The following is a 19955-nucleotide window of genomic DNA, read 5'->3' as shown; positions in this document are numbered from 1 at the left end:
GTAAGTAAGCTTTGATCCGAAGATTTCCGAATGGGGAAACCCACTATACGTAATGGTATGGTATCCTTACCTGAATACATAGGGTATGGAAGACAGACCCAGGGAACTGAAACATCTAAGTACCTGGAGGAAGAGAAAGCAAATGCGATTTCCTGAGTAGCGGCGAGCGAAACGGAATCTAGCCCAAACCAAGAGGCTTGCCTCTTGGGGTTGTAGGACATTCTATACGGAGTTACAAAGGAACGAGGTAGACGAAGCGACCTGGAAAGGTCCGTCACAGAGGGTAATAACCCCGTAGTCGAAACTTCGTTCTCTCTTGAATGTATCCTGAGTACGGCGGAACACGTGAAATTCCGTCGGAATCTGGGAGGACCATCTCCCAAGGCTAAATACTCCCTAGTGATCGATAGTGAACCAGTACCGTGAGGGAAAGGTGAAAAGCACCCCGGAAGGGGAGTGAAAGAGATCCTGAAACCGTGTGCCTACAAATAGTCAGAGCCCGTTAATGGGTGATGGCGTGCCTTTTGTAGAATGAACCGGCGAGTTACGATCCCGTGCGAGGTTAAGCTGAAGAGGCGGAGCCGCAGCGAAAGCGAGTCTGAATAGGGCGTTTAGTACGTGGTCGTAGACCCGAAACCAGGTGATCTACCCATGTCCAGGGTGAAGTTCAGGTAACACTGAATGGAGGCCCGAACCCACGCACGTTGAAAAGTGCGGGGATGAGGTGTGGGTAGCGGAGAAATTCCAATCGAACCTGGAGATAGCTGGTTCTCCCCGAAATAGCTTTAGGGCTAGCCTTAAGTGTAAGAGTCTTGGAGGTAGAGCACTGATTGAACTAGGGGTCCTCATCGGATTACCGAATTCAGTCAAACTCCGAATGCCAATGACTTATCCTTAGGAGTCAGACTGCGAGTGATAAGATCCGTAGTCAAGAGGGAAACAGCCCAGATCGCCAGCTAAGGTCCCAAAGTGTGTATTAAGTGGAAAAGGATGTGGAGTTGCTTAGACAACTAGGATGTTGGCTCAGAAGCAGCCACCATTTAAAGAGTGCGTAATAGCTCACTAGTCGAGTGACTCTGCGCCGAAAATGTACCGGGGCTAAATACACCACCGAAGCTGCGAATTGATACCAATGGTATCAGTGGTAGGGGAGCGTTCTAAGTGCAGTGAAGTCAGACCGGAAGGACTGGTGGAGCGCTTAGAAGTGAGAATGCCGGTATGAGTAGCGAAAGACGGGTGAGAATCCCGTCCACCGAATGCCTAAGGTTTCCTGAGGAAGGCTCGTCCGCTCAGGGTTAGTCAGGACCTAAGCCGAGGCCGACAGGCGTAGGCGATGGACAACAGGTTGATATTCCTGTACCACCTCTTTATCGTTTGAGCAATGGAGGGACGCAGAAGGATAGAAGAAGCGTGCGATTGGTTGTGCACGTCCAAGCAGTTAGGCTGATAAGTAGGCAAATCCGCTTATCGTGAAGGCTGAGCTGTGATGGGGAAGCTCCTTATGGAGCGAAGTCTTTGATTCCCCGCTGCCAAGAAAAGCTTCTAGCGAGATAAAAGGTGCCTGTACCGCAAACCGACACAGGTAGGCGAGGAGAGAATCCTAAGGTGTGCGAGAGAACTCTGGTTAAGGAACTCGGCAAAATGACCCCGTAACTTCGGGAGAAGGGGTGCTTTCTTAACGGAAAGCCGCAGTGAATAGGCCCAAGCGACTGTTTAGCAAAAACACAGGTCTCTGCGAAGCCGTAAGGCGAAGTATAGGGGCTGACACCTGCCCGGTGCTGGAAGGTTAAGGAGAGGGGTTAGCGTAAGCGAAGCTCTGAACTGAAGCCCCAGTAAACGGCGGCCGTAACTATAACGGTCCTAAGGTAGCGAAATTCCTTGTCGGGTAAGTTCCGACCCGCACGAAAGGTGTAACGATTTGGGCACTGTCTCAACCAGAGACTCGGTGAAATTATAGTACCTGTGAAGATGCAGGTTACCCGCGACAGGACGGAAAGACCCCGTGGAGCTTTACTGTAGCCTGATATTGAATTTTGGTACAGTTTGTACAGGATAGGCGGGAGCCATTGAAACCGGAGCGCTAGCTTCGGTGGAGGCGCTGGTGGGATACCGCCCTGACTGTATTGAAATTCTAACCTACGGGTCTTATCGACCCGGGAGACAGTGTCAGGTGGGCAGTTTGACTGGGGCGGTCGCCTCCTAAAGTGTAACGGAGGCGCCCAAAGGTTCCCTCAGAATGGTTGGAAATCATTCGTAGAGTGCAAAGGCATAAGGGAGCTTGACTGCGAGACCTACAAGTCGAGCAGGGACGAAAGTCGGGCTTAGTGATCCGGTGGTTCCGCATGGAAGGGCCATCGCTCAACGGATAAAAGCTACCCCGGGGATAACAGGCTTATCTCCCCCAAGAGTCCACATCGACGGGGAGGTTTGGCACCTCGATGTCGGCTCATCGCATCCTGGGGCTGTAGTCGGTCCCAAGGGTTGGGCTGTTCGCCCATTAAAGCGGTACGCGAGCTGGGTTCAGAACGTCGTGAGACAGTTCGGTCCCTATCCGTCGTGGGCGCAGGAAATTTGAGAGGAGCTGTCCTTAGTACGAGAGGACCGGGATGGACGCACCGCTGGTGTACCAGTTGTTCTGCCAAGGGCATAGCTGGGTAGCTATGTGCGGAAGGGATAAGTGCTGAAAGCATCTAAGCATGAAGCCCCCCTCAAGATGAGATTTCCCATAGCGTAAGCTAGTAAGATCCCTGAAAGATGATCAGGTTGATAGGTTCGAGGTGGAAGCATGGTGACATGTGGAGCTGACGAATACTAATAGATCGAGGACTTAACCATATAATATGAAGCTAATGTTATCTAGTTTTGAGAGAATATAAAAAACTTATTGACTTTAAATGTCGAATGAGTTATGATGATTCTTGTCTTAAATGAATATAGTCTGGTAATGATGGCAGAGAGGTCACACCCGTTCCCATACCGAACACGGAAGTTAAGCTCTCTAGCGCCGATGGTAGTTGGGACCTTGTCCCTGTGAGAGTAGGACGTTGCCAGGCTATTTATATCATCGCGGGGTGGAGCAGTACGGTAGCTCGTCGGGCTCATAACCCGAAGGTCGCAGGTTCAAATCCTGTCCCCGCAACCAAATGGTCCCGTGGTGTAGTGGTTAACATGCCTGCCTGTCACGCAGGAGATCGCCGGTTCGACCCCGGTCGGGACCGCCATTTTATATAAAGAAAAGAACGAAACAAGTTGTTTCGTATTTTTTTATTTGTTTTAACAAAAAACTAATAAAGACAGTCAAACTATCCTTAGGAAAACTCCTAAGGACTTTTTTATATATTTAAAACCTGTATAATAAAGAGCAGAGAACATTGTGAGTAAAGTAGGTGAAGTCTGTGAGTAAATATGAAATGACAACAAAATCTTCCGAAGAAACCCAGCGATTATCAGAAAAATTAGGGAGACTTGTAAGGGAAAAAGATGTAATTATTTTAGAAGGTGATCTTGGAGCTGGTAAGACGACTTTTACGAAAGGACTAGCAAAAGGTCTTGGAGTGAAAAGAGTCGTAAATAGTCCTACCTTCAATATTATTAAAGAATATAAAGGAAGATTACCGCTATATCATATGGATGTGTATCGTTTAGCGGAAAGTGAAGAAGATTTAGGGTTTGATGAGTATTTCTATGGTGAAGGGATTACAGTAGTAGAATGGGCTCATTTAATAGAAGCATATTTACCAAATGAGAAGTTGCAAATTAGTTTATTCCATGCTGGAGATGATACAAGAAAAATTGTACTCGAGCCAATTGGAGATCGCTATATTAGATTATGTGAGGAGCTATTACAAGATGAAAGTACTAGCAATTGATACTTCAAATTACGTAATGGGTGTATCCCTTATTGAGGAAGGGAACGTGATTGGGGAAATCATTACAAATTTAACAAAAAACCATTCTGTACGTCTTATGCCAGCTGTAGAGAAACTGTTAAAAGAATGCGGTGTAAAACCGAAAGAATTGACTAAAATTGTTGTAGCAGCTGGACCGGGATCATATACAGGTGTTCGTATAGGTGTGACAGCGGCAAAAACATTAGCTTGGTCACTTCAAATACCAATTGTAGGTGTATCAAGTTTGGAAGTGGTGGCTGCAAATGGTACTAATTTTAATGGACTAATTTGTCCTTTATTTGATGGCCGACGTGGTCAAATTTACACGGGGTTATATACATATGAAGGAGAGCGTATAACTTCAATAGAAGAAGACCGAATTATTCTTATTGTTGACTGGTTGCAAATGTTAAAAGATAAAGAACAGCCTGTTTTATTTATTGGTAACGATGTTAAATTGCATAAAGAAACAATTGTAGAATATTTAGGTGATCAAGCTGTATTTGCTCCGTTCACTAAGAATAACCCAAGACCAAGTGAATTAGCATTTTTAGGATTACAAAAAGAAGAACAAGACGTGCATACGTTTGTTCCTAGCTATCTTCGTTTAGCTGAAGCTGAAACAAAATGGTTAGAAAGTCAAAAACAATAGGGGCCTACAGAAGATGGATATGATATTTAGAAAGATGGCACTTGATGATATTGCTCAAATTGTAGCTATTGAAGAAGCATCTTTTTCAACCCCTTGGACTGCAGATGCCTTTCACCGTGAATTAGAGGTGAATGAGCATGCACATTATGTCGTGCTAGAAAAAGATGGTCTCGTAATTGGATACTGTGGATTGTGGATAATTATTGATGAATCACATGTAACAAATATAGCTATCCTACCGGAATACAGAGGTCAAAAGCTAGGGGATGCCTTACTGAAAGAAGTCATTTCCGAAGCGAAAGGGTTAGGAGTAAAAACAATGACACTTGAAGTACGCATGTCAAATGAAGTAGCAAAGCAGTTATACAGAAAATACGGATTTCAAAATGGTGGGATTCGTAAACGATACTATGCAGACAATCAGGAAGATGGTCTTGTAATGTGGGTGAATATATAATGGAAAAAAATATAATTATACTTGGTATTGAAACAAGCTGTGATGAAACAGCTGTAGCAGTTGTTAAAAATGGAACGGAAATCATTGCGAATGTCGTTGCATCACAAATTGAAAGTCATAAGCGTTTTGGCGGAGTTGTACCAGAGATTGCATCCCGTCATCATGTAGAAGAAATTACAGTTGTGTTAGAAGAAGCTTTAAAAGAAGCGAATATCACTTTTGAGGATATTGATGCAATTGCTGTAACAGAAGGCCCAGGTTTAGTCGGAGCACTTTTAATAGGTGTAAATGCAGCGAAAGCTGTGGCTTTTGCTCATGATATCCCTCTAGTTGGTGTTCATCATATTGCTGGTCATATTTATGCGAATCGTTTAATAAAAGAAGTACAATTCCCGTTACTATCGCTTGTTGTATCCGGTGGACATACGGAGCTTGTTTATATGAAAGAACATGGTTCATTTGAAGTGATTGGTGAAACGCGAGATGATGCGGCAGGAGAAGCTTACGATAAAGTAGCTCGTACATTATCAATGCCTTATCCAGGTGGTCCTCATATTGATCGCCTTGCGCATGAAGGAAAACCAACAATTGATTTGCCTCGTGCGTGGCTAGAACCTGATTCGTATGATTTCAGCTTTAGTGGATTGAAATCAGCAGTTATCAACACTGTGCATAACGCAAAACAGCGCGGTATAGAAATTGCACCAGAAGATTTAGCAGCAAGTTTCCAAGAAAGTGTAATAGATGTACTTGTAACGAAAGCGTCTCGTGCAGCAGATGCTTACAATGTAAAACAAGTGCTTCTTGCTGGTGGAGTAGCTGCTAATAAAGGGCTTCGTGCACGTTTAGCAGCAGAATTTGCACAAAAAGAAAATATAGAGCTAATTATTCCTCCTCTATCTTTATGCACAGATAATGCAGCGATGATTGCGGCTGCAGGTACAATTGCATACGAACAAGGAAAACGCGCTACATTAGCTTTAAATGCAAATCCAGGATTAGATATTGAAGCATAGTTATACACAAAATTAACCACAGCCTGTGGATAAAACCCATATTATCTGTTGATAATATGGGTTTTTTTGTGTACATAAAATGTGTATAACTTTTTATTCAGTTGTGGATAATGTGGAAAAGTTATTTGGAAGTTTATATTATAAAGGTGGATATGTGCATAACCTTGTGGATAACATAGAGGAAGTCTGACCTTTGAAGAAATTCTTTTTTGGGAAATAAAAAACAAGGAGATGCCAAAAAAAAAATTGAAACATCCTCCACTTATTATATAAGGTGCTACTATTGTCAATCCTTGTCGAATTGTTTGTATAATTTCATTTACTATGGTATTGATTCTAAAACAGAAAATAAAAAGGAGGTCATCTCGTCAAAAAGCCCGACTTATGAGACAGCCTCCTCTTTTAAATTCTCTTATATATGCAGTTCTTCCCATTCTGCCATACAAGCTTCAAGCTGTTCTTGCAGTGTTTGCTTTTTAGTTGTAATTTCACTGGCCTTTTCATAATCTGCATATATTTCTGGTAAGCAAAGCTGATCTTCTAACGTAGCAATTTCTTCTTCTAAGCCTACGATATTTTGTTCCAGTTCTTCAATTTTTCGAGTACGTTGACGCTCTAGCTGTTTACGTTCTTTTTCTTCGAGATAATTTAATTTTTCTTGTGCCACCACTTTTTGAACAGGTACTTCATCTTCTTGCTCTAGTTCCGCACGTTCAATCATTTCATTTTTCTTTTCAACGTAATAATCGTAATCACCTAAATATTCTTGTGCACCTTCTGTTGATAACTCAACAACGGTTGTCGTTACGCGATTAATAAAGTAGCGGTCATGAGAGACGAATAGAAGAGTACCTGGGTAATCAATTAAAGCATTCTCCAAAATCTCTTTACTATTTAAATCAAGATGGTTTGTTGGCTCATCGAGAATTAATAAATTGGATTTTTGCATCATAAGTTTTGCAAGAGCTAGTCGAGCCTTTTGTCCACCACTAAGAGAAGATACTGGTTTGAGTACATCATCCCCTGTGAATAAAAAGTTGCCTAGTATAGTGCGAATTTCTTTTTCAGGCTGCAGGGGATATTCATCCCATAATTCATTTAAAACTCGCTTCGAAGATGTTAAGTTGGCTTGTTCTTGATCATAATAACCAACAGATACACTTGAGCCGAAAGCAACGTTTCCATGTAATAGCTGTAACTTATTCACAATGGATTTTAATAATGTAGATTTTCCAATTCCGTTTGGCCCAACTAAGGCAACACTGTCACCGCGAGTTAAGCGCATATTTACATGTTCAATAATCGGTTCCTGATAATAGCCAATAGTTGCATCTTTCACTTGTAAAACATCATTTCCACTTTGTTTTTCAATATCGAAGTGGAAGGAAGCTGATTTAGAATCGCCTAATGGTCTAGTTAATACTTCCATTCTGTCTAATTGTTTACGGCGACTTTGAGCGCGTTTTGTCGTAGATGCACGAGCTATATTTTTTTGTACAAAGTCTTCCAGTTTAGAAATTTCATCTTGTTGTTTTTCATAACGCTTCATTTCTTGCTCGTATAGAGCTGATTTTGAGTCTAAATATTTACTGTAGTTACCAACAAATCGTCGGCTTTCCTTATTAGAAATTTCGTATACTTGTGTAACAAGTTTATCTAAGAAATAACGGTCATGGGAAACGATTAAAATAGCGCCAGGATAGCCTTGTAAATATTGTTCAAGCCATGTTAGTGTCTCAATATCCAAATGGTTTGTAGGTTCGTCTAAAATAAGTAAGTCTGGTCTAGTTAATAATAATTTCCCGAGAGCTAATCGAGTCTTTTGTCCACCACTTAATGTGGAAATTTTCGTCTGATGCGTTTCAACTGGGAAGCCAAGACCGCTTAAAATTGAGCGTATATCCGCTTCGTACTGATAGCCGCCTTGATCTTTATAATCTAATTGTAATTGGTCATAATCAGCTAATAATTTCTCATATATAGCCGCATTTGAAAAGTTTTCTTCTTTTCCCATCTCTTGCTCTAGCCTTCGAAGTTTTGTCTCCATCTGCTGCAAGTGTGTAAAGACGGTTAACATTTCATCCCAAATTGTTAAAGACGTTTCTAATCCGGTATTTTGAGCTAAATACCCCATTGAGACATCTTTCGGTTTTATAATTTCACCACCATCATGAGATAACTCGCCAGCTATTATTTTTAATAATGTAGATTTTCCAGCTCCATTTCGTCCGACTAATGCGATACGATCTTTTGTTTGTACTTCCAATTTTATGTTTGCAAGAATCGTTTCTGCACCGTATAATTTCGAAAGCCCATTCACTTGTAATAATATCAATGTTTTCACCTCAAATAATTTCTTAACTTTGCCATGTTTATATTTCTCAATCATACTAAAAATAGTGTATAGTTTAAAATAAAGAGAGAATACTTCTTCTCTTTATTATACAAGGAAATTCATGAGTACTAAACTTCTGTATTTGATTCAAGTATAAGAATAAAGATAGGAAGAGAGGAGAGGTTATATGGAGCAGCAAAAAATTCCACAGGCCACTGCCAAACGATTGCCTCTATACTATCGATTTATCCAAAACTTATCTCTTTCTGGTAAGCAACGTGTTTCATCAGCCGAATTGAGTGAAGCGGTAAAGGTTGATTCCGCAACTATTCGAAGAGATTTTTCGTATTTTGGAGCGTTAGGGAAAAAAGGATATGGATATAACGTAAATTATTTATTATCATTTTTCCGTGAAACACTCGACCAAGATGATATAACACGCGTGGCACTTATTGGAGTAGGTAATTTGGGGACCGCTTTCTTACATTATAATTTCACGAAAAACAATAATACAAAAATTGAAATGGCGTTTGATGTTAGTGAAGAGAAAGTTGGAACAGAAATCGGAGGCATTCCTGTATATCATTTGGATGAATTAGAAGAACGTTTATCAACTGATATACAAGTGGCAATATTAACGGTACCCGCTACAGTAGCGCAATCTGTGGCAGATAGATTGGCAGAAACGAACGTGCATGGTATTTTAAATTTCACACCAGCACGCTTAAATGTGTCAGAGAATATAAGGATTCATCACATTGATTTAGCTGTAGAGTTACAAACACTTGTTTACTTTTTGAAGAATTATCCACAATAAAACGCAGAGGAGATGACCTCTGCGTTTTATTATTGTTTTTTCTTTGTGAATTTAACTAAGATAAGGCGAAGTGCCAAATTAAAATCAATTGTTGCCATAACTGCAAATAGTATTGTCCACATATTCCAGATTGTATCTGTTACGTTCGTAATGGCGAAGCGTGTAAAGATACATCCAAGAAGAAAGTACAATGCAGCCATGAACAATGGTGAGTTTCTCATACTAAAAATCCTCCGATAAAGCCTTGCATTTTTTCAGCTTCTTTAATCATTTCTTGAATTTGCTCATTACTTACTACAACTTGAGCAACTGCAACTAATGTATTCATTGCAACATGAGCTGCAATAGGAACTATAATTCGTTTCGTTTTTACGTATAAAAAGGCGAATACGAGCCCCATAGAAGTGTATACCAATAAGTGAGTAAAATCAAAATGAATCGCCGCGAATACAAGTGAACTAATAATAGCGGCAATAAAGAAGTTAAACTTCTTATAAAGTGTACCGAATAAAATTTTTCTAAATACGATTTCTTCCAAAATAGGTCCTATTATAGATATGACAATAAGGAACCAAGGTGTCGTTCTTGCGATGTCCATAAGTCTTGCTGTATTTTCAGATCCCGGTGTAATCCCTAATAAACGCATTTCGATCATACCGGCAATGCTTTGTGAGAACAGCGCTAAGAAGAAACCAATAAAAATCCACCCAATTGTAGCTGGAACAGTAGAGCGCATTTTATCTAAATGCCTGTCACGAATGTCTGTTCTGAGTAACCAAAGTACAACGCATAATGCAATGAAAAAGCTAATGATAGCCCAATGACCAGTTATGAGCTGAAGTTTTTCATCTCTAGTAAATCCCCTATTATCGTATAGTCCAGTTTTCAGGAGAAGCGGTAACCCGGCAATGCCTGATAACTGCATTAAAATGTATGTAACGATAATCCACCAATATTGTTTCTTCAAATGGTTTAACCATCCTTTCTAACGCTAGTGTATGAGATAAGGTAGGATAACATGTAAATATGCTACCTACGATATAAACTTTCATTTGAATTATATTTTTTTTGTAAATAAGTATTTGAAAATAAAATAGGAGACAGGAAAAAGTTGTACGTTTAGCGAAAACAACTTAGGGTGTCTTTCATATTGTAACATACAAGAAGTGGGAACAACGATTCATATAGTAAAGGCAGTAGAAGAAGTAATGATATATAGGAAAGTGCATAAAGTAATTTGCGAAAAAATTATGATTTTTTTACTTGCAAAAGAAATTGAGATTATTTATTATTAGAAGTGTGTTAGCACTCGTGTGACTTGAGTGCTAATAAATAAAATTTACATAACAAAATGAGGAGGTTATTGTTCATGCTAAAGCCATTAGGTGATCGCGTTGTAATTGAACTTGTTCAAGCAGAAGAAAAAACAGCAAGTGGTATTGTATTACCAGAAACTGCAAAAGAAAAACCACAAGAGGGTAAAGTTATTGCAGTAGGTACAGGCCGAGTGCTTGAAAATGGTGAGCGTGTTGCTTTAGAGGTAGCAGCAGGTGATCTTATCATCTTCTCAAAATATGCAGGTACTGAAGTGAAATACGAAGGTACAGACTACTTGATTTTACGTGAAAGTGACATTTTAGCAATTATCGGTTAATTATATACATTTTAAAAATCCAAGGGGGTCAATTATTATGGCAAAAGATATTAAATTTAGTGAAGAAGCACGTCGTTCGATGCTTCGCGGTGTCGACACTCTTGCAAACGCAGTAAAAGTAACGCTTGGACCAAAAGGTCGTAACGTTGTACTTGAGAAAAAATTCGGTTCACCACTTATTACAAATGACGGTGTAACAATCGCAAAAGAAATCGAATTAGAAGATGCATTCGAAAACATGGGTGCGAAATTAGTGGCAGAAGTTGCTAGCAAAACAAACGATGTAGCTGGTGACGGAACGACAACTGCAACTGTATTAGCGCAAGCTATGATTCGTGAAGGTCTTAAAAACGTAACAGCTGGTGCAAACCCAATGGGTCTTCGTAAAGGTATCGAAAAAGCTGTTACTGCTGCAATTGAAGAATTAAAAGCGATTTCTAAACCAATCGAAGGTAAATCTTCTATCGCACAAGTAGCTGCTATTTCTTCGGCTGACGAAGAAGTAGGTCAATTAATCGCTGAAGCAATGGAGCGCGTTGGTAACGACGGCGTTATTACTTTAGAAGAATCTAAAGGATTCACAACAGAATTAGACGTAGTAGAAGGTATGCAATTTGATCGTGGATATGCATCTCCTTACATGATTACTGATTCTGACAAAATGGAAGCAGTTCTTGATAACCCATACATTTTAATTACTGACAAAAAGATTTCTAACATCCAAGAAATCTTACCAGTATTAGAGCAAGTGGTACAACAAGGTAAACCACTTCTTATCATTGCTGAAGATGTAGAAGGCGAAGCGTTAGCTACATTAGTAGTGAACAAACTTCGTGGTACATTCAATGTAGTTGCTGTTAAAGCTCCTGGATTTGGTGACCGTCGTAAAGCAATGCTAGAAGATATCGCAATCTTAACTGGTGGCGAAGTAATCACTGAAGAATTAGGACGTGACTTAAAATCTGCTACAGTTGAATCTTTAGGACGTGCTGGTAAAATTGTTGTAACGAAAGAAAACACAACTGTAGTTGAAGGTATTGGAAATTCACAACAAATCGAAGCTCGCATCGGTCAAATCCGCGCGCAATTAGAAGAAACTACTTCTGAATTCGATCGTGAAAAATTACAAGAGCGTCTTGCTAAACTTGCGGGCGGTGTAGCAGTAATTAAAGTAGGTGCAGCAACTGAAACTGAGTTAAAAGAGCGCAAACTTCGCATTGAAGATGCACTTAACTCAACTCGTGCAGCAGTAGAAGAAGGTATCGTTGCAGGTGGTGGTACTTCACTTATGAACGTATACACAAAAGTAGCTTCTATCGTAGCTGAAGGCGACGAAGCAACAGGTATCAACATCGTACTTCGTGCACTAGAAGAGCCAGTTCGTCAAATCGCAATCAACGCTGGTCTAGAAGGATCTGTAGTTGTAGAGCGTCTAAAAGGCGAAAAAGTAGGCGTTGGTTTCAACGCAGCTACTGGCGAATGGGTTAACATGCTTGAGTCTGGTATCGTAGATCCAGCTAAAGTAACTCGTTCTGCACTTCAAAATGCAGCATCTGTTGCAGCTATGTTCTTAACAACTGAAGCTGTAGTTGCTGACAAGCCAGAACCAAATGCACCAGCAATGCCTGACATGGGCGGCATGGGCATGGGTGGTATGGGCGGAATGATGTAATTTAGGTGTAAAAACCTTGTTATATCAACATTTATAAGTCTTTACACCTAATATAGTGTCCGGAAAAGTGACCGATATTAGTCAATAAGATTTTTAGAGAGGTCTTTCATTAAGTTACTAAACTTATTGGAAGCCTCTTTTTTTATGTTCTTTGTCATGTGTGCGTATATGTCCATTGTTGTATTAATATCGGAGTGACCGAGTCGTTCTTGTATCTCTTTTATGTGTACATTTGCTTCAATTAACAAAGAGGTATGGGTATGTCTAAATGAATGAGGTGTTACTTGTTTTTGTATAGATGTTTTCTTAAGTAATCGCTGCATTCTAATTGATAAATGCTTAATTGTCTTAGGATAACCTTCATTGGTTGAAAAAATAAAATCATTGTCTTTATAAAAAGGTTTGTTATCTTTTATTATTTTTTCTTGTTGTTGTTTGTGTTGCGTTAGCATATCTACTAAAAGAGGGTCTATTGTTATTGTACGAATGGAACCCTCTGTTTTTGGTGTCAGTAATGTATATTTTAACTTGTTGTTTGTTGGATTGTAGTAAGTTTTTATAACTCTTAGTGTATGTTCGTCAAAATCAATATCAGACCACTTTAAAGCGATCATTTCGCCTATTCGTAAGCCAGTATACGCTAGCATAGTAAAGGCTAATAAGTCACCTTCTAATCCATCATTTTTAGTAATCGTTAGAAATTCCTCTAATTCTTCTTTTTCAAGAAACTTTTCATGAATTTCATTACCTTGTTCAAGATCAGAGACAGTTTTCTTTTTTTTAGGTAGTTTAATTCCTTTAGTTGGTATCTCTTTAATCAATTTATTTTCTTGAGCATACACAAAAACCATATTGGTAGATGAATGAATACTTGAAATATAATTGGAACTGAAAGTATTTGCTAACTTATCTATTGTATCTTGGTATGCTTTTTTAGTGATTTTTTGAATAGGTATTTGTCCAAAATCATCAATAACACGATCTAAAGCAATTTTTCTTGCTCTTATGCTACTTACTTTTGCTCCTTGAGATTCATAATGCTTTAACCAATCCTTACACATTGTTTCAAAGGTTATTTTTAATGGTTCGATATATTCGCCATTATGAAATTGTCTTTCGAATAAAGCAGCTGCAAGTTTTGCATCTTTTTGAGTTAAAAAACCAGACTTACTCTTTTTTATTTCCTTTCTTGTTACGGGATCAGTACCCATATATGCACGGAACGCCCACTTTTTTCCCTTTTTATAGATGTATGCCATGAGATCACCTTTTTTTATTGGGTTTATTATTTTAATAAAAAATTGCCGAAGTAGGAAAGATATAGCAAGATTTAAAATTATCCTTTAAGTTTATTTCAAAAATCTCGGAATTACTTGTTGTTTTAAAAGTTAAAGTTGAATCTAAAAAACCAAAATATAAATCATCTTTATAAACAATACTGATATGCGTTTCTTTGAAATATTTGTTTAGAAAATCCTGTTTAAATTCAGGGAAATAATGTATTAACAAATCACAGTTTTTTGTTAATAAATCACATTTGTTGTTATTCACACGAACTAAAATTTCAAAGTGATTTTCTTTAGAAGGGAAAGGAGAATTTTTCATTTTGTAATACAGGTGTTGTTTTTGTTTCATATTTTCCAAATTGACATTTAAGTTTCCAACAGTCTTAATAAATGCTGCTTCTTCTATTGGAAAAGCAAAAGTATCTGTATAGCGGAACTCATTATTAACTAATGTCTCCAAAACGCTCACAATATCCTGAATACTACGAAATAGTTTTATTTTATCTTCAAAGGAAAAATATTTTGCATGTTCAAACACCTCATCTACTAAACTTAATTTTTCAAGTGATGATGTTTCTGATTGCATAATTTCATAAACTTGTTTTTTTAAGTCTTTATGATTTGAAATTAATTTTAAATAGTTGTTTACTTCCTTTAGAAAATCAACTTTCCATTGAGGAATTTTGCTATTAATAGTTTTTTTAACCTCTTCTATATTTGAAATCTTTATGTTATTTTGCTCTAACTCATGAGCTAATTTACGAATTTCTAGAGCAGGTATAATGGACGGAAGAAATTTTTCTCCATCAGGAAAAAATTTTTCTAAGTTATTAAAAATGAAATTTTCCATATTTCCATATAGTAGATCATCAATTGTTATATCGCCTATTTCAGAAATTATTTTTATTCTTTTATTATTTGGTAATGTGCTTCCTTTTTCCCACTTTGAAACAATGCTTTTTCCGGCATTATCAACAAGCTTACCGAATTCTTCTAATGTCAATCCTTTATCTCTTCTTATTTCAGCAATCCTCATGCCTACTGCTTTTTTATCTATGTCCATTTAGTTTCACCTCTTGAAACAAATTATAATATACCTAAATAAAAAAAGAAACATCAAGTTTCATAAAGTGTCATTTTATTGTTGACTAATGGAAAAAGGACTGTTACTATTGAGGTGTCATAAAGTTTCATTCGGATAGGAGGAGGGGGAATCTTGAAAATAAAACCTGAAGGTTATAGAAAATTGATTGGTTTAACACAGAAGGAATTAGCGGAACTTTTCGGAATATCTGTTCAGGCTTTAAGAAGAAAAGAAAAAGGTGCTACAGCGTATAAAGATAGAGAAAAAGTAATTTTAAGAGATTTAATTAGGGAAAAAGGTCTATCTAAAATAACTATTGATGAAATTTTTTTTACATAAAATGTGTCATAAAGTTTCATAGAAAGGAGGTGGTCTGAATTGTTTAATGTTCAGATTGATGAAAAGATGGTTAATTCAATGTTGGAAAAAGCTATTAATGAAAAAGTCGAGGAATTGGCTAAAGAAAAATACTTTATGACTTATAAAGAGTTGTCCGAGTATCTAAACATTAGTAAACCGACCATTGAAGAACGGTTAGTCAAAAATGGATTACCATACTATAAAGTTGGGACCAAGTATCTGTTTAAGAAAAATGAAGTAGATGAATTTTTGGATGATATGACTTCCAATATGAATGTTACTAATAACGATATAAAACTTTATCAAAGTTTGCTTTAAACTAAATAGCACTTTTTGTTTGTCAGATGGTCGAATTGCGGACCGAAAATAAATGTAATGTTGGAACTTATAGCTGAAAAAGACGGTTGCGACGTCAATACATAATAAGGGGGGAATATATGAACGGAGTATTTGTAGCAACAAGGATGATGAAAGGGCATGAAGTAAGAAAGAAATGTGCAGAAGCGAAGAACAGTCCTACTTTGCTGCTAGCTATGGAATTAGCAGCTAAAAAACGTTTATATGAAATGAATAATAAATAAGGAGAGAAGAAATATGGATCAATTAGTAGCAATCAATGAGAAACCCAATTTAGCAGATTTAATACCAAAAAAGAATTCATTAGATTTCAAAGATGTTTCTTATGAAGAAAGTAATTTGAAAAATTTCACAAGTGAACTTGATGGTGAATTGGGATCGCTGGGAGTAAGTGTTGCGACCTTAACAGATGTAGAAGTTCTTTTAGCGCACTTAGTAGAGGATATGGATACAGCTGTATACAAAGGTGAGGAAATTTATTGTTTTCGTGGATTTCATAGAAAACTAAGAGTGTATTGGCGTCTACTCAATCATACGATAAATGAATTAAATAAAGAATATGAAAGAGTGGATGAGATTAAAGATGGATTATTCACGGAAGTGGTTAAAGCAAGTAAGGAAAATCAATAAAAAAGATATATGAATTAGAGGTTCATATATCTTTCAAAGGATTTGTTTAACTGGATCTATTTTAACATCAAGTTAATTTAACAGCAATGGAGGTGAAAAATATGATTGATCATTTTAATAATATACCGACAGAATTAAAAAACTGTCCTCAATGGGTGCTTTGGCGCAAAGAGAAACGAGATGGTAAACCGACAAAGGTTCCCTACCAAGTAAACAGCAAAATGGCACAGGCGAATAATCGTAACACTTGGTCAAGTTTTGAAGAAGTGGTAGAAGTATATCAGCAAGGTGGATATAACGGAATTGGATTTGTTTTTAGTAAACAAGATGATTACGTTGGAATTGACTTGGATAAATGCGTTGTAGACGGAGATTTATCTGAATTAGCCCAGGATATTATGAATATTGTTCCAAGTTACACTGAATACTCACCAAGTGGTAATGGGATCCACATCATTGCAAAAGGAAAGATACCTTTGAGGGGAGTAGGTACAGGCAAGAAAAATCCTACTATTGGATTGGAAGTATATAGGCACGGAAGGTATTTCACGTTTACGGCTAATAGTATAAATAATCTTACTGTGGAAGAATCAACCGAAAACTTAAAAATTCTCTTTCAAAAGTATATAGAGAAGAAGGAAGTGCCTGCAGCACCAAAAACACTGGCTGTTCCAAGGGAAAGTAACATAAGTAATCTCTCAAACTCAGAACTATGGGAACGAATGTTTAATAGTAAGAATGGTAGAACTATTAGAGATCTATTTTGTGGAATGCTTATAAATAGTGATCATTCTTCCACAGATATGGCTCTTACTAATCACTTAGCATTCTGGACGGATAAAGATCCAATGAAAATGGATTCTATGTTCCGTGAAACAAGTCTTATGCGGGATAAATGGGACAAGCCACATTCTTCTGATGGTCGTACATATGGACAAATGACAATTGAAAAGGCAATTGAATCTACCCACAGTTCTGTTTCGGATTATAACCATAGTTCTGATTACAACCGAAAAAATGACGTTCATTGTTTGGTAAATGAACAAGTTGAAACAAATGGTATAAAAAAAGGCTCATGGTGGAGCGAAAATAACGGAAGGACTAGTTTTTTACATCATATCATGGTCGAGTACATTTTACAGGAAAATAAAATTGTGCGTTTTCCAAATGAAGATGGTGATATCTATGTTTACAACAAAGCTACTGGAATATATGAACTTGATAAAACGTGTAGGAAGTTACGTTCACTCGTTCGTGATGCGGAGATATTAAAAAGAAATCAAGTGCGTGAAGTACAAGAATACATTATGGATATGTCACCAGTAGTAAATGAAGAATCCAAGAATTATATAGCAGTAGAAAATGGTTTATTGCATCTTGATAGTATGGAATTTAAAGAGTTTACACCAGAGGTATTTGTAACCAAAAAGATACCTACAAAATATAATTCAAATGCTTTTGATTCATTTGTTGAAAGAACGCTGATGAAAGTATCTGATGGACATTTACCTACTATCAAAAATATTCATGAAATGTTTGGAGCGGTTTTGTATCCAACCTTGTTAGTTCCGAAAATGTTTTATCTGTATGGACGTAGCGCCCATAACGGGAAATCTACGGTTTTATATATGATACAGAAGACATTCAATTCTGGGGAGAACATATCAGCGATAAGTCCGCAGAAATTGGCGGAAAATGCCTTCGCGGGTAGTAGCATTTATGGGAAATTGGCAAATATCGTAGATGATCAACCCGATGAGGTAATACGTGATAGTGGAACATTAAAAACTATCATTACAGGTGGGTATGTCGATATCGAATATAAAGGAAAGGGTAGTCAAACAGTACAAATGAATACAGTATGTATTACAGCTAGTAATCACTATCCTAATTTTAGGGAGCATGGCAATCAGATTAATAAACGACTGCATATTTTACCGTTTGATCATAATTTTATGAATGACTCAGAACGTATATCAGAAATGGAAAGCATGAAACAACTTGAAACAGTAAGTGCAAGGGAATATGTCTTGAAATTGGCGATAGATGCTATAAAAGAAATGAAAAAACGCAAGGTTGATATTTTAACATACAACGAGAAGGCGGAGGAAGCGAAACAGAACTTTATGGAATACAATGATCCACTTGCCGACTTCTTTTTTGAATATGATAAGCAGTTTTTTGAAGAAGTTAGAGGGACGGATGCTCTAAAGGCATATGACGAGTGGTGCAAAGATAACCATGTTCAGCATCCATTAGGGCAAAAACAATTCAAAGATGCTGTTTGTACTAAGTATGGTATGGAGTGGAAAGATAAAAAAGTGAAAATAAATGGTACATCGAAAACAGTGAAGGGGTTTAAGTCAAAACCAGCAACTTATTAGCAACCAGTATGAACCTTAGAGCCATAAGAGATTGAGCCGTTCGTGTTGCGTAATCAGCAACCTTTCAACAACCAGCATTAGCCTTAGGGCCATAAGGGTTTGAAGTGTTCTGGTTGCTAGTTTATAGATTTATTAAATTAAAAATGTATTTATGTAGATAACAAATATATTTATTTAATCAATTGTGGGATAAATGCAAGAACGGAGATATGGTAAAGAGCAACCAGCAACCAAACATGTACAAACCTTAGAGCTGTAAGGGATGAACAAGGTTGCTGAAAGGTTGCCGCAGTTTCTAAAATCGGCAACAAAAAATGGAGATGAGTAAATGGCAATTAAAAAAGTTCCAATCGTATTAGCAATTGAACGTGATGCAGCAGGAAATCTGAGTACATGGTGCCCGGCGTGTGACTGCTACCATCATCATGGTACCGGTGAAGGTCATCGGCAATCACATTGTTCAAACGAAGATAGTCCTTATATTCACACAGGCTATTTCCTTAAGAGAATGAAACTATCGGGTAAAGAGATTGTGGCCAAATAGTAATCTAAGTAGGTGATATGTAATTGAATTGGTTGAAAGACTATCAGAAATTAGAACAGGACATTGCTTATTTGGAATACAAATTAGATAAAACAAAGGCTGAACTAAAACGCTGGATCAGTGGCGACTTACAGAATGTTCGTCTAACTGCTGAGTCAGATGGCGCAAAAGTAGAAGTGTATATTGAAGCAATTGAGTATGAACTGGCTCATAAGCTGAATGATATGTATAAACTGAAAAAGTTAGTAAGTACATTCAAAGGATTAGAAAATAGAATACTTAAGCTGAAATATATTGATGGTATGACGTTAGAACGGGTAGCAGAGGAGTTAAATTATAGTACAGGCTATATTAACAAGAAACATGCTGAGATTATGAGAAGAATCAAGTTTGCAGAGAGATTAAGGGCAGGAGGATGAGAACTGTGGAAGATATTGAGCAAAATGTAAGCATAGATCTATTTGGACATGTAGAAAGCATTCGGTTTAAAGATAGTAAGTTGATTTTATTCTCATTTATTGATGATATGCGTGGAGAATTGCTTTGTGCAGCTTATAAGGATGAAAGTATCCTTTATTACCATATTGAAAGAGATAAAAGATACCATTTGCAGGTGAATTTAAAGGGATTTATGAAAGAAGCTGAAAATGGTGAAATGTACCTAAACAATGGTTTATACGTCAAAAAAGTTTATGTAGAAAAAGAGTAAGTTTTATACCCCCCTGTCCAAATTTTATTTATCGACCATCTGGGGGGATAGGGAGTGGGGGTGCAAACGCGCACCTCAAAATGATTTTTTGAAAAAATTCGTTTTTTT

At 37.5% G+C, this 19955-nt stretch carries 21 protein-coding genes, 2 tRNA genes and 2 rRNA genes (1 of these 25 cut by a window edge); 20 read left to right on the top strand and 5 right to left on the bottom strand.

The window, feature by feature from the left end; translation table 11 throughout:
• The 8 genes from JFU54_RS02775 to tsaD form a co-directional block, all read left to right on the top strand.
• Positions 1 to 2835: ribosomal RNA gene (locus JFU54_RS02775) — 23S ribosomal RNA — on the top strand; it begins 87 nt to the left of the window's first position.
• A 102-nt stretch (positions 2836 to 2937) separates the two neighbouring features.
• A 5S ribosomal RNA gene (rrf, locus tag JFU54_RS02770) occupies positions 2938 to 3053 on the top strand.
• A 12-nt stretch (positions 3054 to 3065) separates the two neighbouring features.
• Positions 3066 to 3142, top strand: a tRNA-Met gene (locus JFU54_RS02765).
• A 3-nt stretch (positions 3143 to 3145) separates the two neighbouring features.
• Positions 3146 to 3221: transfer RNA gene (locus JFU54_RS02760), tRNA-Asp, on the top strand.
• A gap of 174 nt (positions 3222 to 3395) precedes the next feature.
• Positions 3396 to 3869 carry a tRNA (adenosine(37)-N6)-threonylcarbamoyltransferase complex ATPase subunit type 1 TsaE gene (gene tsaE / locus JFU54_RS02755; RefSeq protein WP_088038204.1) on the top strand — a complete coding sequence of 158 codons (474 nt, stop codon included), beginning with the start codon at positions 3396 to 3398 and terminating at the stop codon, positions 3867 to 3869.
• A complete protein-coding gene (gene tsaB / locus JFU54_RS02750) occupies positions 3850 to 4542 on the top strand; it encodes a tRNA (adenosine(37)-N6)-threonylcarbamoyltransferase complex dimerization subunit type 1 TsaB (RefSeq protein ID WP_002124827.1) in 693 nt (230 codons plus the stop codon). The genes tsaE and tsaB overlap by 20 nt, the downstream gene beginning before the upstream one ends.
• Positions 4543 to 4555: 13 nt before the next feature.
• On the top strand, positions 4556 to 4999 hold the full coding sequence (rimI, locus tag JFU54_RS02745) for a ribosomal protein S18-alanine N-acetyltransferase (RefSeq protein WP_002063534.1): 444 nt from the start codon (positions 4556 to 4558) through the stop codon (positions 4997 to 4999).
• A complete protein-coding gene (tsaD, locus tag JFU54_RS02740; protein WP_061675825.1) occupies positions 4999 to 6015 on the top strand; it encodes a tRNA (adenosine(37)-N6)-threonylcarbamoyltransferase complex transferase subunit TsaD in 1017 nt (338 codons plus the stop codon). Before rimI ends, tsaD begins: the two co-directional genes overlap by 1 nt.
• Positions 6016 to 6427: 412 nt before the next feature.
• On the opposite strand, the gene JFU54_RS02735 is transcribed toward tsaD, so the two are convergent.
• Positions 6428 to 8350 (bottom strand): ABC-F family ATP-binding cassette domain-containing protein, encoded by a 1923-nt coding sequence (locus JFU54_RS02735; RefSeq protein ID WP_098169066.1) that lies wholly within the window; start codon positions 8348 to 8350, stop codon positions 6428 to 6430.
• Between the two features lie 187 nt (positions 8351 to 8537).
• Here JFU54_RS02735 and JFU54_RS02730 point away from each other — a divergent pair, with 187 nt between their 5' ends.
• Positions 8538 to 9167: a redox-sensing transcriptional repressor Rex gene (locus tag JFU54_RS02730; RefSeq protein WP_000437705.1), complete on the top strand. Its 630-nt coding sequence runs from the start codon at positions 8538 to 8540 to the stop codon at positions 9165 to 9167.
• A gap of 29 nt (positions 9168 to 9196) precedes the next feature.
• Here the strand turns inward: JFU54_RS02730 and JFU54_RS02725 are convergent, their stop codons facing one another.
• Complete coding sequence (locus JFU54_RS02725) at positions 9197 to 9388, bottom strand: YdiK family protein (RefSeq protein WP_001246201.1); 192 nt, start codon at positions 9386 to 9388, stop codon at positions 9197 to 9199.
• A complete protein-coding gene (locus JFU54_RS02720; RefSeq protein WP_044440795.1) occupies positions 9385 to 10134 on the bottom strand; it encodes a CPBP family intramembrane glutamic endopeptidase in 750 nt (249 codons plus the stop codon). Before JFU54_RS02720 ends, JFU54_RS02725 begins: the two co-directional genes overlap by 4 nt.
• Before the next feature lie 199 nt (positions 10135 to 10333).
• On the opposite strand from JFU54_RS02720, the gene JFU54_RS30055 reads away from it, so the two are divergent.
• From JFU54_RS30055 to groL, 3 genes are all read left to right on the top strand, one after another.
• Positions 10334 to 10462, top strand: a complete 129-nt coding sequence (locus tag JFU54_RS30055) for a hypothetical protein (RefSeq protein WP_002029450.1) — start codon at positions 10334 to 10336, stop codon at positions 10460 to 10462.
• A gap of 74 nt (positions 10463 to 10536) precedes the next feature.
• Positions 10537 to 10821: a co-chaperone GroES gene (groES, locus tag JFU54_RS02715; RefSeq protein WP_002009985.1), complete on the top strand. Its 285-nt coding sequence runs from the start codon at positions 10537 to 10539 to the stop codon at positions 10819 to 10821.
• 37 nt (positions 10822 to 10858) lie between these two features.
• On the top strand, positions 10859 to 12493 hold the full coding sequence (gene groL / locus JFU54_RS02710; protein WP_002029451.1) for a chaperonin GroEL: 1635 nt from the start codon (positions 10859 to 10861) through the stop codon (positions 12491 to 12493).
• 77 nt (positions 12494 to 12570) lie between these two features.
• Here the strand turns inward: groL and JFU54_RS02705 are convergent, their stop codons facing one another.
• Both JFU54_RS02705 and JFU54_RS02700 read right to left on the bottom strand, forming a co-directional pair.
• Positions 12571 to 13752, bottom strand: coding sequence for a site-specific integrase (locus JFU54_RS02705; protein WP_201063703.1), 1182 nt, complete (start codon positions 13750 to 13752; stop codon positions 12571 to 12573).
• 31 nt (positions 13753 to 13783) lie between these two features.
• A complete protein-coding gene (locus JFU54_RS02700; protein WP_201063702.1) occupies positions 13784 to 14842 on the bottom strand; it encodes a helix-turn-helix domain-containing protein in 1059 nt (352 codons plus the stop codon).
• Between the two features lie 153 nt (positions 14843 to 14995).
• Between JFU54_RS02700 and JFU54_RS02695 the strand changes: the two genes are divergently transcribed.
• The 8 genes from JFU54_RS02695 (at position 14996) to JFU54_RS02660 (ending at position 19847) form a co-directional block, all read left to right on the top strand.
• The gene (locus JFU54_RS02695; RefSeq protein ID WP_201063701.1) at positions 14996 to 15202 is read left to right on the top strand and encodes a helix-turn-helix domain-containing protein; all 207 of its coding nucleotides are present in this window, start codon (positions 14996 to 14998) and stop codon (positions 15200 to 15202) included.
• 39 nt (positions 15203 to 15241) lie between these two features.
• Positions 15242 to 15541: a helix-turn-helix domain-containing protein gene (locus JFU54_RS02690; RefSeq protein WP_201063700.1), complete on the top strand. Its 300-nt coding sequence runs from the start codon at positions 15242 to 15244 to the stop codon at positions 15539 to 15541.
• Between the two features lie 119 nt (positions 15542 to 15660).
• Positions 15661 to 15804: a hypothetical protein gene (locus JFU54_RS02685; protein WP_172795160.1), complete on the top strand. Its 144-nt coding sequence runs from the start codon at positions 15661 to 15663 to the stop codon at positions 15802 to 15804.
• A 13-nt stretch (positions 15805 to 15817) separates the two neighbouring features.
• Positions 15818 to 16210 carry a hypothetical protein gene (locus tag JFU54_RS02680; protein WP_201063698.1) on the top strand — a complete coding sequence of 131 codons (393 nt, stop codon included), beginning with the start codon at positions 15818 to 15820 and terminating at the stop codon, positions 16208 to 16210.
• A gap of 101 nt (positions 16211 to 16311) precedes the next feature.
• Positions 16312 to 18594, top strand: a complete 2283-nt coding sequence (locus JFU54_RS02675) for a phage/plasmid primase, P4 family (protein ID WP_201063695.1) — start codon at positions 16312 to 16314, stop codon at positions 18592 to 18594.
• A gap of 328 nt (positions 18595 to 18922) precedes the next feature.
• Positions 18923 to 19138: a hypothetical protein gene (locus JFU54_RS02670; RefSeq protein ID WP_201063694.1), complete on the top strand. Its 216-nt coding sequence runs from the start codon at positions 18923 to 18925 to the stop codon at positions 19136 to 19138.
• 23 nt (positions 19139 to 19161) lie between these two features.
• Positions 19162 to 19557, top strand: a complete 396-nt coding sequence (locus tag JFU54_RS02665) for a sigma factor-like helix-turn-helix DNA-binding protein (RefSeq protein WP_201063692.1) — start codon at positions 19162 to 19164, stop codon at positions 19555 to 19557.
• A 5-nt stretch (positions 19558 to 19562) separates the two neighbouring features.
• On the top strand, positions 19563 to 19847 hold the full coding sequence (locus tag JFU54_RS02660; RefSeq protein WP_201063690.1) for a hypothetical protein: 285 nt from the start codon (positions 19563 to 19565) through the stop codon (positions 19845 to 19847).
• Positions 19848 to 19955: the final 108 nt, after the last annotated feature.

The organism is Bacillus sp. TH19 (assembly GCF_016651075.1).
Lineage (GTDB): Bacteria > Bacillota > Bacilli > Bacillales > Bacillaceae_G > Bacillus_A > Bacillus_A mycoides.
The sequence above is the reverse complement of the archived record's forward strand: the minus strand, read 5'-3'. Positions and strand labels throughout refer to the sequence as shown.